Below are 13,540 nucleotides of genomic sequence, written 5' to 3'. Positions count from 1 at the left end.
AAAAATGGGTATATTCCCGTAGGAATATACCCGTGATGACGATTAACGATAATTGATAATAAGCGAGTGATCTATTTTGTTGGTTCCGGCCAAATCATGGCAACGTAGCTCAGACACTCTTCTTTAGCTCCTGTCTTGCCGATTGCCATCCATCCTATTGGGATTTCATATTCAGCAGGCCAGACTGAATACTGTTTTTTGGCATTGATGACGACCATCCAATTCATGGCATCATTTCCTGCGATATTTCCCGCCTTCTGTTTCATGCTACAGCCTCCTGTTTGAATCTTTCGGGCAGGAGGGCTGGCAAGAACCCGGTTCCAATCAGATAACGCAGTACCCGATGAACGTATTCAGCGGTGACCACCGGACAACGGATATCACTTCCGACCAATCCCGCCAGCGTGTTTTTCAACTCCAGTTCGGGGTGGATCTCATCGATATAAGCGGGGTCCAGTGCCCGGTAAGGTCTTTCTGTCATATCTCTGATCAGCGGGATAAGCGGATACAGCGGATGAGTATCTTCCAGCGCAAGGATTTTCTCTTTACCCTCATTAAAGGGCACTGGATTGAGAATGTAGCCAAAATCCTGTACCCAATCGAAAAACTGCCGGATAGAAACTTGCTGCGGATTGAACAAGTTGAAGAATTTCCCGTTAGATTCCGGTTGTTTGGATATATGCACCAACGATGCCGCCACATAGTCAACTGGCACGATATCAAGCAGCAGAGCATGATCAGGATAGAAGCCCATCGCCAGATAACCTTTCAGGGATGCAACCAGATAGTCATTTCCCTGTGCAGCCCCGGTTCGGGTATGTCCGAGGATCAGACCCGGCCGATAGATACTGACAGGTACACCCCGGTCGCGGGCAATGTTGATAATCCCCTCTGATACCCACTTACTGCCTGAATAACCGGAAGGATCACGCACCGATTCACTCATGGCACGATCATCTTCCATATAAGGACGAGGCGATTCTGTTGCAAACAGCGCATTCACGGAAGAAACATAGTGGAAATGTTTCAAACGTGCGGTACAGGCTAATTCCAGCGCCGCTCTGGTGCCATCAACATTGATACTTTTTAGTGCGCTATAAGGATAAATGAAATTTACCAGCGCGCCGTTGTGATAAATAACATCAATATCTTCTGCAAGCTGATCCCATGTTTCCGGCAGCAAGCCAAAACGTGGTTGCCCCAAATCACCGATAATGAAATCCACACGGTCAAGCCCATTTCCCACATCAATCTGGTAATTGCTGAACCCCGCTTTAATTCTGTCACGAGCGTGTTTTTCATCGGATGCACGACATAAGCAAATAACTCTGGCCGACGTCTGTTTCAACAATTGTTCCAGCAAATGCAGGCCAAGATAGCCGGTTGCTCCGGTCAGCAATACGGTATCTGGCTGATACCAGTTCGCATGAGGCAATCCATCGGGGCGAACGCTTTCTTTCAGATAAACATCCTTCCTGAGCGTTTCAGCATGTTGGCGAATTAACGCTTCACTATGATAAGTTTCCGCGATTTGAGCAGGATTCGCCTGACGCGCAGCTATCATTTCATCCAGAATGGCCGCTATTCTGGCAATCGTTGGTTCAACATAGATGCCGGAAGTGGGTATTCTCAGTAAAAATTCTTTTTCAATATTTTCTACCATGCGGGCAACAAGGATGGAATGCCCCCCGATCCGGAAGAAATCATCCGTGATGCCAAATGTATCCGCCGTCAGTAAATCACGCCAAACGGCATAAACACGTTTTTCAGTTTCTGTTTGCGGCTCTACCATGTCGTAACTGGCATTCAATCGTTCCGCAACCTCTTCCAGCCGCTTCTTGTCTCTTTTGCCACTACTCGTCAGCGGAATATAAGGTATACGGTAATATTCAGTCGGTATCCAGGCTTCATGCAGTACTTCCCTGAGCGAGACTTGCGTTTCGTGTACCCAATCCTCCGCAACAATCATATTCGGATTGAACAGGATAAACGCTTGGATCTTGGCAAGGTCACCACTGCCAGCCACCCGGATAATGGCATCCTGTACGCCATTTTGTTTTCTGAATGCCGTTTCTATCTCACCCAACTCGATTCGATATCCACGCACTTTCACCTGATCATCCTGTCTCCCCATATAAATGAAGGAACCATCATCAAGCATACGTGCCATATCACCCGTCAAATACGCCCTTTTGCCTTTTTGGGTCATATCGGGAACATATCTTTTGGCCGTTTCAGTCGGGTTATTGCGATATCCCGCAGTCACACCCAATCCACCGATAAGGATTTCTCCTACCGTGCCTTTGGGAACAGGACGCAAATGCTTATCCACAATCGTGATACTGGTACCGGGGATAGGCCCACCCAATTGAACTTTGCTGCCTTTTTTCATGCGGAATGCTGTTGACCAGATAGTCGTTTCTGTCGGGCCATAGACATTCCACAATGTCCCTCCGGTGACAGTCAGTTTATCGGCCAGATCTTGTGACAACGCTTCACCACCGCAAAGCATCCCCATTTCAGGCCGAGGTTTCCAACCCGCATTCAGGGCCATTGACCAAGTAACAGGTGTCGCCTGGGCGAAAGTAAATCGTGGATCTGACAACGTTTCTGACAACGCCATCGCATCACGTTGGGTATCAATTGATGTGATGTAGATACTGCCACCATGAACGATAGTCAGCAGTAACTCCAAGACTGAGATATCAAAAGAGAACGTGGTCAGAGCCAGCATGTGGTCACGCTGACTGATTGACAGCAATTTGCCAAAGCCACATAAACACGCCGCCAGATTGTCATGCTGAACTTGAACTGCTTTTGGTAATCCTGTGGAACCGGAGGTAAACATCACATAAGCAGGATGATCGCCCAGTTCAGGAATATCAGTGCCTTCTGTCGTTTCGGTTATCTTATTGATATCCAATGAGATAACATTCATAGGGATTAATATTGACGCCTTAAGCCCCGCCGACACAGTATCATCAGATACCAGAATACTTTCCGGCAGACTGGCGAGAATATCATTCAGGCGTTTTTCTGGCATCATGGTATTCAGGGGGATATACACTGCCCCAATCCGCCAAATCGCCTGCATAGTGATGAACCATGAGATGCCACGCTGAGCCGCAATAGCAACATTGCTTCCCATTTTGACACCATGGTGACGCAAGACATGCGCTGCATTCTCAATTCGCTGATGCAATTCACCAAATGTCAGCGTTTCCTGAGGATCAGAAACGGCGGGATCATTTGGTACAACCTTTGCTAACTCAGCTAACCGAGAAGGAACATTTTTAAACCACGGTTCAAGCGCTACTGCCATATGGCTGAGATTATCAGTAATCTCAATATCATCAGCCGGAGAGAGTTTTTGCCCAGTAAATGCTGTGTGTAATATTGCCTTGTGTGTGTAAGTATTCATAATGATGTTCTCATTCTGAGCTCCACTTATTTCATCATTTTTCATGATGAATGGAGGCATCTATGCTGGTAGTCATTATTTTCCAGCTTTGGCCTACATGCCGTATTTTCAAATACTTTATGTTGACGTTAGCTGAATCAGAAAATAAATTGCTAAAATTTAGTACAAATTTAATAAATATATTAATTAGTATTATTTTGTAATCTTTAATTAATTAAATAATCAACTTATATAAAACTAGTCATTCACTGTGAAACAGAGTGTATTACGCCTATACAATCCGCCCCAAATCTAGTTAACTTGTTGATATAAATATACTTTAACTAACAAAACAGTTCTTCAACACTACACAACAACTGCGGTCATGAGCATGAATAACTATTTGTAGTAATATCCGTCATTTTGAATTTAAATTTCAAACATTTTATTTGTAATCCCATTATAAAAAACGCCAAACATGTAAATAAAAATAAAATCATATGAATAAATAAAGACATCCTTTAAAAAAACACTATCAATTAAATAGTGTCCTTTATCAAATTTAAGAAAAAAATGCCATCGTCGATTTATTAATTTACGTTTATATAGCGTTATATTTATGCAGGTTATATTTGAATAACTTTATGATTACTACATCACTAAAATATCCTCAATAATAATAAGCCATTGCGTGATAAAGAAAGAAAACGAACTTTAAAGATACAAAATAGCAAAAAAAGCCATTTATTGTGACGCCAGTCACATTATTATGAATAATTTGCATTTAAAAAAAACATTAAATAGCTCAAAATCACCGCCTTTTCGAAATTATATCTATATGTTAGCGATAAATCACAGTCAAATAAGATTGTTTTGACTAATATTATCTTCGATATAGAAAATAATTATCCGAAATCTTTCGTTTAGTGGTACCACTGCTCAATAGTGGTAACGCGCTCATACAAAAGTCATGTGGAGACAAACATGTTAAGTATCTTTAAACCGGCTCCCCATAAAGCCCGGTTGCCTGCGCAAGAAGTAGATCCACTTTATCGTCGCTTGCGCTGGCAAATTTTTATGGGGATCTTCTTCGGATATGCGGCTTACTATCTGGTGAGGAAAAACTTTGCCCTGGCAATACCTTCCTTAATTGATGAAGGCTTTTCCAAAGGTGATCTCGGTTTCGCATTGTCTGGGATTTCAATTGCGTACGGATTCTCAAAATTCATTATGGGTTCCGTTTCCGACCGCTCGAATCCGCGGGTTTTCTTGCCTGCGGGACTGATACTGGCTGCGGCTGTTATGCTGTTTATGGGCTTCGTACCGTGGGCAACGTCCAGCATTGCTATCATGTTTGCTCTTCTGTTCCTGTGTGGCTGGTTTCAGGGAATGGGCTGGCCTCCTTGTGGACGCACGATGGTTCACTGGTGGTCACAAAAAGAGCGGGGCAGAATTGTTTCTGTCTGGAACTGTGCCCATAACGTAGGCGGTGGCCTGCCACCATTGTTGTTCATGCTGGGTATGGCGTGGTTCAATGACTGGAAAGCCGCATTCTATATGCCGGCATTTGCTGCCATCCTCGTGGCTATCATCGTTTTCGCTTTGATGCGTGATACTCCACAATCTTGTGGTTTACCTCCAATCGAAGAGTATAAAAACGACTATCCACCTGATTACACAGAAAAAAATGAAAAAGAACTGACTGCAAAAGAGATTTTCATGCAGTACATTCTACCGAATAAATTGCTGTGGATGATTGCGATTGCCAACGTTTTCGTTTACTTGCTGCGTTACGGGATTCTTGACTGGTCACCGACTTACCTGAAGGAAGTCAAACACTTCACCATGGATAAATCTTCCTGGGCTTATTTCCTGTATGAATATGCGGGGATTCCGGGGACATTGTTGTGCGGCTGGATGTCTGACAAAGTATTTAAGGGCAACCGTGGTGCAACCGGGGTATTCTTTATGATACTGGTGACTATCGCTACTATCGTATTCTGGATGAACCCTCCGGGTAACCCAACTGTCGATATGATCTGTATGCTTGTTATCGGCTTCCTGATTTATGGCCCGGTGATGCTGATTGGTCTTCACGCTCTTGAGCTGGCACCGAAAAAAGCAGCCGGAACAGCCGCAGGGTTTACCGGTTTGTTTGGCTATTTGGGTGGTTCAGTCGCAGCCAGTATCATCGTCGGTTACACCGTTGACTACTTAGGCTGGGATGGTGGCTTTGCGGTCATGATCGGCGGTAGCGCACTATCTGTTATTCTGCTTTTGTTTGTCATGTTAAGTGAAAATAAACATAAGCAGGAGATAGCTCGCTTAAATCAGTAATCTTGACTAAAAACACTGATTAATGGTGAATCGCAGTACAAATTGATTGTACTGCGATTTCACTAAGAGCATTTTATTTACTGAGATGCTTTTTATTTTCAGGAATATGATATCACCCTGAAAATCTTCTAATAATATGTATAATCGATTTCCATCTATATTCAGCAGTTTTAAAAATCACCGGGTTTATTGTAATTAATATATATAAATTAAACTTATTAACTTAAATTTATTAACTTAAGCGAAATCCGGTATAAATAAACCAGACCTAATTTTATAATTCTGCTTACTTAATGACAACGACACAAAAACAGTTATAAAAAACATCTAAAGTAAAATTTTCATGTCATAAAACTGTGACATGCTACTGGTAAAATCAATATTCAGGATTGTGTTATATCCTTATTTTATATATACCCAATGGATTTCAAGTAACATCATTTTTTATTTAATATTTTTATTAAAATAAATGGAGAGCCCAATGCAGACCCCGATCAAAGCAATCATGGCAGGAATCCTGCTAGCATCATCAATGTCAGGCATTGCACATGCCGCTGATAAAATTGTTATTGCTCACCGTGGCGCCAGCGGCTATTTACCTGAGCACACACTGCCAGCCAAAGCATTGGCTTATGCGCAGGGTGCTGATTATCTGGAACAAGATCTGGTCATGACTAAAGATAATGAATTAGTTGTGTTGCACGACCATTATCTTGACCGCGTAACCGATGTCGCAGAGCGTTTTCCAAACCGCGCCCGTGCTGATGGCCGCTATTATGCGATCGACTTTACTTTACCCGAAATCAGATCTCTGAAATTCACCGAAGGTTTTGATATCAAAGAGGGTAAAAAAGTCCAAAGTTATCCTAACCGTTTTCCAATGGGAAAATCAGATTTCCACATTCATACCTTTCAGGAAGAGCTTGAGTTTATTCAGGGCCTGAACAAATCCACTGGCAAAAACATTGGTATCTATCCTGAAATCAAAGCACCGTGGTTCCATCGTCAGGAAGGCAAGGATATCACCACTAAGGTATTGGAAGTCCTGAAACAATATGGCTACACCAAAAAGAGCGATAAAGTGTATCTGCAATGCTTTGATGCCAATGAACTGAAACGCATCAAAAATGAACTTGAGCCAAAGCTGGGAATGGATCTGAAACTTGTCCAGCTTATCGCTTATACCGACTGGAACGAAACCTACGAACAAAAACCGGATGGTACATGGCAGAACTACAGCTATGAGTGGATGTTTAAGCCGGGTGCGATGAAAGAAGTGGCAAAATATGCTGATGGCATTGGCCCTGACTATCACATGCTTATCGCCAGTGACTCTACCCCGAATCATATTAAGTTGACCGGCATGGTAAAAGAGGCTCATGCCAGCCATCTGGCGGTACATCCGTATACTATTCGCATCGATCAATTGCCAAAATATGCCACTAACGGAAATCAATTGTTTGATATCGTTTTCGACAAAGCCAATGTCGATGGGGCATTCACCGATTTCCCTGATTTGGCCGTGAAGTTTCTGGAAAAACACAACGAGCATAAATAATCTATACCCAACGGATTTGGAAAGGTAGATAAGCAAATAATAAAGGGGCAGCTCCGGTTGCCCCTTTAATCCACTGAAAAGTTAGCCGAAAAAATTCGCTAACGAGTTATTACGAAATTCCCACCGGAAAAGCAATAACTTCACTGATCCGCTCAGCACCCAGTGCCAGCATAATCAGACGATCCACGCCTAATGCAACACCCGCACATTCGGGCATTCCATGCGCGAGAGCGGCAAGCAAGTATTCATCAATCGGCTGGACAGGCAAACCCATTGCTTCTCGCTTACGGTTATCCAGTTCAAAACGCTGCCGTTGTTCATTGCTGTCAGTCAGTTCACGAAAACCATTCGCCAGTTCCATGCCCTTAAAATAAACCTCAAAACGCTGGGCAACGCGGTGATCTTCCTTACTGATTTCTGCCAGTGCCGCCTGAGATGCAGGGAAGTGGTAGATGAACGTTGGTTTTTCAATGCCTATCTGAGGTTCTACCCCCATGACAAAAAGCAATTGCAGCAGAATATCCCGATCCTCTTCCTGATCAGCGATATTACTGAGATCGAGTTTCGCCGCCACTTCACGCAATTTTTCTTTGCTTGCCGTAAGGGGATCGATATCCAGATAGCGAATGAATGCCTGCTGGTAAGAAAGTGATTCAGCACTTTCACAGTCCAGGATCTGCTGTAACAGATCATCAACTTCATTCATCAAGCGATACATATCGTAATGGGGGCGATACCACTCCAGCATAGTAAACTCAGGATTATGGTGGCGTCCCGCCTCTTCATTGCGGAAACTTTTCCCCATCTGATAAATGGAACCACTTCCTGCCGCCAGCAGACGCTTCATATGGTATTCAGGACTGGTCATCAGGTACAGAGTTAAGCCATCTGCCGCTCCCGGCCCGATGAACTGTGTCTGGAAAGGTACCAGATGGACATCGGTGACAGTTGCCTGACTCATCGCAGGTGTTTCAATTTCCAACACTCCGCGATCTGCGAAAAAGCGCCGTATTTCTGCAAGAATCTCCGCCCTTTTCAATAAATTGGCGATAGGGGCACTTGGCTGCCAATTCGCGACTTCGTTCATGTTCCTATGACTCCAAAATAAAACAAAACGCGCAGTTTACCCGCATCAAGCCTGACAGACAAATAACTTGTAGCGTTGTCAACCATGTTCATTTGTGATGGTAATACCTACAATGTATCTTTCATCATGTTCACCCGTAAATTCATTGGATTGAATATCAATTTTTTTATTTTAAGTTAACGAATACAATAACGTTGCGAATACTGGGACTCCCTCTATTTCACCGTCAGGGTTATTTAAATAAAAGTCATATTGCATATTATCACTCCCATCTTTAAACACCACCTCAACATTATTATTTTAGACTGGTGAAAATTCAGGGTAAGTTCTCAATTTAATTACTGTTTAATTTCCATAAAATTTAGTTTGATTTTTTAATTTTATTGCCACTTATAAAAACACGCCTTTGAATAATCGTTAAAATAAAACATATTCAAGTTTTTCAGATTAAAATAATTAGAGTTAACGTTTAAGCCCAATGACAGATAGCTATGTTAGTATTCAGGCCATTGCCGCCATGATCTAATTTGAAAGACGATAGGGATATATTTAAAAGCCCGTCAGTAAATTCTATAGTATCAAAAAATATTTTCATTTTAACAAAATAATTTCCGGCTGGTTTTAGGAAAGGGTTATCGTTTATTAATATATAAAAATTAAAATTTTATTTTTAATAAATTGCAACAACTCGTATCACTGATATTAATATAATTCCCCTTTCAGTACAGAATATTATTTAATAAATAGTGCTTCTCAACTGCTTTTATTTATATATTAACACCTTGCTCTTCCTCATTTTTGCGAGCATGATCGCAATACCTTTACCCATAAATCAAACAAGTTACATGACCACAATCAAACAACTACAAACCGCAATTTCAAACCTTTCGATATGGCGCAAGCAGGATCAACGTGCGCCACACAAGCCATTATTGCTACTGTATGTGCTATCTCAATATCAGAAAGGCCATGAACAACTGTTTGATTATGGGAAAGAGATCCACCAGCCGTTGCTGAATCTACTCAACCATTTTGGCCCAAAACGCAAAAATCACGATCCTTCTTTACCGTTCTGGCGCTTACGTGGCGACGGTTTTTGGGCGTTGCAGAATGCTGAGCTATGCACACCACAAAAAGGCAGCAGACAACCGCCAAAGCGTGAATTGATTGAATTTAGTGTTAAAGCGGGTTTCGACCAACAAAGTTATCAGTTATTACGCAAAAATCCCGCTGTGATCGATAAACTGGCGCAGCAGATCCTCAGTGAGCATTTCCCTGACAGCGTACAGGAGCTGCTTGCCAATCAACTGGACTTTTCTTTAAGTAATAACCGCAAAATACGTGATCCGCGTTTTCGCCAACAAATATTGCGGGCCTATAACTACGAATGTGCAATTTGTGGCTACAATCTTCGACATGACGATACTCCCGTTGGTCTGGAAGCAGCACACATCAAATGGAAACAATACGGTGGCCCCTGTACCGTAAACAACGGACTCGCCCTGTGTTCACTGCATCATTCTGCATTCGATATGGGATCAATCGGCATTGACAATAATATGAATTTACTGATTTCAGAAAGTATTAATGGCGGCCCGATGGTTAAGCATCTTTTTTGGAATTTCGCGAAAAAACAAATATTACTTCCCCAAAACAGAGACTATTACCCTTTGGAAGGTTTTATTACCTGGCATCGTGATCAAGTGTTTAAGCAATAATTCACAAGCGTCTCTGCTGCTTCTAACCAAAAACGGTATATCAGATGAATTTGTTTAAGCACATAGCCATTTGTAAGGGTGAAGGGTGAAGGTTATTGTTAATTGCGAAGTAACCGGCTCTAAAAGATGGATTTTAGAGCCTTTATAAGGCATTAGCAGGAACGTTCAACCGATCATTTTTTGCTTAACTGATCGGCATTACCCACAAAGCAGCCTATTTTGTATCAGTCGGAAAGATTCAGTTCATGTGTGATACCACAGTTTTCAACGAATGCCTCATCATGGGAAACCAGCAGTAATGTCCCCTGATATTCACAAAGTAAGTTCTCTAACAACTGCTTTGAATCCAGATCAAGGTGGTTATCCGGCTCATCCAGCAAGAGCACAGCCGGAGGTGAGGGGCTGTGTGTCAGGGCAAGCAGCGTGGCTTTCAATTGTTCACCCCCGCTGAGCTGATTTAAAGGCTGTAGCGATTTATTCCCTCTTATCCGTAACATACCAAGCTGAGTCCGCCATTGTTCGACAGAAAATGCAGGTTGGTAGTGATGTAATGCTTCAGCAACCGGCAGGGTCTTATCCAGTAGGTTCAGGTGCTGGTCGAGGTAACAAAAAATATCATTTATCCGATATTCTCCTGATACAGGCAGAATTTCTCCACTCAGAACTTTCAAGAGGGTCGATTTGCCGCTGCCGTTACTGCCTTTGATATGCCAGTGTTCCCCGCTATAAACCGTGAATGAGAGTGGCTCAGGATAGCCGTAGGGCAATCTGAGCTCTGAGACAAACAGGGTTATCTTCTGTCCGTCCGGCTGGTAGTTCAGAATCATTTTTTGTTGTCGGGTATGTGTCTTTTTCTCATTGAGATCCTGCAATTGTGTTTGCAGGTTTCCCAGTACCCGTTGATGACGTTGGGCAATATTAGACTGCCGTTGTTCCGCACGATTTTTCTGCATATCCAGTAACAGGAGTGACTGAGAACCACTGCGGCGGATAGCTTCTCCTTGTCTGCGCCGTTGAGCTGCTTTTTTAAGGCTGGTCTGTTGTTGACGCTTTTCGTTACCGATACGGGTGTCCAGACGCTCAGAGGCCGCTTCAAGTGATGCTATGGAGGAAGCCTTCTGCTCTTCATAAAGTGTATAGTTGCCGCCATATTCGCAGAGGCCCTTGTCGGTTAACTCAAAGATCGTCTGCATATGAGCAAGTAGAGTGCGGTTATGAGTGACCACCAGTGAACCTGCTTTGTGTTGTTCCAGCCTGTCGGTAAACCACTGTCGCCCCTCATGGTCAAGATGGTTATCCGGTTCATCCAACAGGAGAAAGTGGTCGCTATGCAGAAAAGCACGACATAGGGCAAGTCGGGTTTGTTGCCCTCCACTGAGGTTTTGTACCAGAGTCTCCATCGATACAGGTAAACGGGCGGAGCCCAGCAGGTTCTGCCACATAGCCGGTTGCTGCCACTTGCCATCAAGTCTTTCGAAGTCATCCATTGTCGCTGTCCCCGCTTCTACCCGTTGAAAAGAGTGATAGAGAGCTGTGACACTCAAGGCATCAGCAATGGTTTCTCCCGCCAGTCGGGTCAGTTGGTCAACATAGGTAAAGGGCATATTCCAGACTAAATGTCCTGAGGTAGGTAATAGTCTCTGTGCCAGCAGCCGTAACAGTACTGATTTACCTTTTCCGTTACTGCCGATCAGTGCGGTTTGTTGGCAAAACAGTGTACCGCTCAGGGGCGGAAAAAGGTTCTTTTGATTAAATTCGATACTAAGTTGCGAAAAATGACAGGCTATCGCCATGCGTACCTCCTGAGTGCAGGTGGCAGACAACGCAGGGATCTCTTTTCAGGAGAGAAACGGATGATAACTATTGCCTGCCAGGAACAGAAAAAAGAATACTATTGGGTATCTGTATACATTTTCTGGCAGTGCTTAGTTCATCGTAGGGAAATGCCTTCTTGGTTAGGTTTGTCAGAGAAATAACGGCGATATTATAATCAGAGATGATAGCGTTAGACAATATAGTCTAAAAAATAATAAGAAATATAATAAATGAAGTCATTAATATGGCTTTTGAACATTCCTACCAGTGCGTTATAACGGCTCTAAGATCCCGCTCTTAGAGCCTGTTACTTTGCAATTAATAATGGCTGTGTCTCTTTACCGACAAGAGCTTTTATGGCGTATTGTTTCCAAGGCTCAACTGATGTTATCCGATAAAAAAAGCATAATTGCGCCCTTTCCTTCAAACTCAATGCCGGTTCACTGACCCGCTTTCAGCTTCTGGAAATACTCTTCATACAGGATATTGGCATTGCCAACATCATTCTGCCATTCTCCTTTATCGATAATCGAATTATCCGGATACAGAGATTTATCTTCCGTCATTGCTTTGGGCAGGAGTTTTTTCGCTGCCAGATTCGGCGTCGGATAGCCGACTTTCTCAGCCACTTGTGCTGCAATCTCAGGGCGCAGCAGGAAGTTAATCAGTTTCAACGCACCTTCGACATTCTTGGCATTAGCAGGAATTGCCAGACTATCCATCCAGAAAATTCCACCTTCTTTCGGCCAGATAATCTCAACCGGTGTGCCTGACTGACGGGCAACATAGGCAGAACCCGGCCACATCATGCCCACATCCACTTCGCCTTCCATAAAGGGATTGGCAGGATTATCAGAGTTAAATGCCAGTACATTCGGCATCAACTTTTGTAATTCCTGATAAGAGGCTTCAATCTCTTTCGGATCAGTGGTGTTGCCGGAATGTCCCAGTTTCAGTAACGCCATCTGGAAGACTTCACGCGCATCATCCGTCAGCACTAAACTGCTTTTATACTCAGGCTTCCAAAAATCAGCCCACGAAGTAATGGATTTCGGATCAACATTATCACTGTTAACGCCAATCGCCGTGGCACCCCAGATATAAGGGATGGAGTAATCGTTATTCGGGTCAAATGACTTATGGAGCAGATTGGGGTCAAGATTATGGAAATTGCTCAGTTTGCTCTTGTCAATTTTTTGCAGCATCCCTTCTTTACTCATCTTTGAGACAAAGTAAGTGGATGGAACAACTAAATCGTATGCGCCGTCTTTATAAGTTTTCAGCTTAGTGTACATGCTCTCATTGGATTCATAGGTGGAATAAATCACCTTAATCCCAGTTTCTTTAGTGAACTGGTTAAGCAGACCAGGCGGAACATATTCAGTCCAGTTGTAGAAATACAGCGTCTTGCCGTCATCTGCGGCAGCAGCATTCACCGAACCAATACTTAATGCCATCATCCCAGCGGCTAACAGACAGAACCACTTTTTCATGTTGTTTTTCATGTAGTGTTTCCCCTCGCAGTTGGTGCGTTAGTATCATATAGGTTCGCGTGAACCTATCCCCGAAAAGCGGCTATTATAAGAGCCGTATTTTGTAGGGTAAAGCCACTTGTTATGGTGTAG

General features: G+C 43.2%; 8 protein-coding genes. 3 read left to right on the top strand and 5 right to left on the bottom strand.

The window, feature by feature from the left end; translation table 11 throughout:
* Window positions 1-71: 71 nt before the first annotated feature.
* Both FE394_RS13620 and FE394_RS13615 read right to left on the bottom strand, forming a co-directional pair.
* Window positions 72-266, bottom strand: coding sequence for an MbtH family NRPS accessory protein (locus FE394_RS13620; protein WP_319926910.1), 195 nt, complete (start codon window positions 264-266; stop codon window positions 72-74).
* Window positions 263-3,421, bottom strand: a complete 3,159-nt coding sequence (locus FE394_RS13615; protein ID WP_319926909.1) for a thioester reductase domain-containing protein — start codon at window positions 3,419-3,421, stop codon at window positions 263-265. Before FE394_RS13615 ends, FE394_RS13620 begins: the two co-directional genes overlap by 4 nt.
* A gap of 963 nt (window positions 3,422-4,384) precedes the next feature.
* On the opposite strand from FE394_RS13615, the gene glpT reads away from it, so the two are divergent.
* Together glpT and glpQ are read left to right on the top strand one after the other, a co-directional pair.
* Window positions 4,385-5,737, top strand: coding sequence for a glycerol-3-phosphate transporter (glpT, locus tag FE394_RS13610; RefSeq protein ID WP_319926908.1), 1,353 nt, complete (start codon window positions 4,385-4,387; stop codon window positions 5,735-5,737).
* A gap of 481 nt (window positions 5,738-6,218) precedes the next feature.
* Window positions 6,219-7,295: a glycerophosphodiester phosphodiesterase gene (gene glpQ, locus FE394_RS13605; protein ID WP_319926907.1), complete on the top strand. Its 1,077-nt coding sequence runs from the start codon at window positions 6,219-6,221 to the stop codon at window positions 7,293-7,295.
* Between the two features lie 109 nt (window positions 7,296-7,404).
* Here glpQ and epmA read toward each other — a convergent pair whose 3' ends face one another.
* The gene (gene epmA / locus FE394_RS13600; RefSeq protein ID WP_319926906.1) at window positions 7,405-8,382 is read right to left on the bottom strand and encodes an elongation factor P--(R)-beta-lysine ligase; all 978 of its coding nucleotides are present in this window, start codon (window positions 8,380-8,382) and stop codon (window positions 7,405-7,407) included.
* Window positions 8,383-9,227: 845 nt separating this feature from the next.
* Here epmA and FE394_RS13595 point away from each other — a divergent pair.
* The gene (locus FE394_RS13595; protein ID WP_319926905.1) at window positions 9,228-10,100 is read left to right on the top strand and encodes a phosphorothioated DNA-binding restriction endonuclease; all 873 of its coding nucleotides are present in this window, start codon (window positions 9,228-9,230) and stop codon (window positions 10,098-10,100) included.
* Between the two features lie 224 nt (window positions 10,101-10,324).
* Here FE394_RS13595 and FE394_RS13590 read toward each other — a convergent pair whose 3' ends face one another.
* Both FE394_RS13590 and potD read right to left on the bottom strand, forming a co-directional pair.
* Window positions 10,325-11,893, bottom strand: coding sequence for an ATP-binding cassette domain-containing protein (locus tag FE394_RS13590; RefSeq protein ID WP_319926904.1), 1,569 nt, complete (start codon window positions 11,891-11,893; stop codon window positions 10,325-10,327).
* Window positions 11,894-12,355: 462 nt separating this feature from the next.
* Window positions 12,356-13,408, bottom strand: a complete 1,053-nt coding sequence (potD, locus tag FE394_RS13585; RefSeq protein ID WP_319926926.1) for a spermidine/putrescine ABC transporter substrate-binding protein PotD — start codon at window positions 13,406-13,408, stop codon at window positions 12,356-12,358.
* Between the last annotated feature and the right edge of the window lie 132 nt (window positions 13,409-13,540).

The sequence above is a fragment of the Xenorhabdus littoralis genome, from assembly GCF_033949345.1.
In the GTDB taxonomy this organism is placed as follows: domain Bacteria; phylum Pseudomonadota; class Gammaproteobacteria; order Enterobacterales; family Enterobacteriaceae; genus Xenorhabdus; species Xenorhabdus littoralis.
Note: the sequence above shows the minus strand (reverse complement) of the source record. Positions and strands in the feature narration are given on the sequence as shown.

Bases quoted from the DNA above. Each gene is read 5' to 3' on its own strand.
- FE394_RS13620 (WP_319926910.1), bottom strand. From the start codon at position 266: ATGAAACAGAAGGCGGGAAATATCGCAGGAAATGATGCCATGAATTGG.
- FE394_RS13615 (WP_319926909.1), bottom strand. From the start codon at position 3,421: ATGAATACTTACACACACAAGGCAATATTACACACAGCATTTACTGGG.
- glpT (WP_319926908.1), top strand. From the start codon at position 4,385: ATGTTAAGTATCTTTAAACCGGCTCCCCATAAAGCCCGGTTGCCTGCG.
- glpQ (WP_319926907.1), top strand. From the start codon at position 6,219: ATGCAGACCCCGATCAAAGCAATCATGGCAGGAATCCTGCTAGCATCA.
- epmA (WP_319926906.1), bottom strand. From the start codon at position 8,382: ATGAACGAAGTCGCGAATTGGCAGCCAAGTGCCCCTATCGCCAATTTA.
- FE394_RS13595 (WP_319926905.1), top strand. From the start codon at position 9,228: ATGACCACAATCAAACAACTACAAACCGCAATTTCAAACCTTTCGATA.
- FE394_RS13590 (WP_319926904.1), bottom strand. From the start codon at position 11,893: ATGGCGATAGCCTGTCATTTTTCGCAACTTAGTATCGAATTTAATCAA.
- potD (WP_319926926.1), bottom strand. From the start codon at position 13,408: ATGAAAAAGTGGTTCTGTCTGTTAGCCGCTGGGATGATGGCATTAAGT.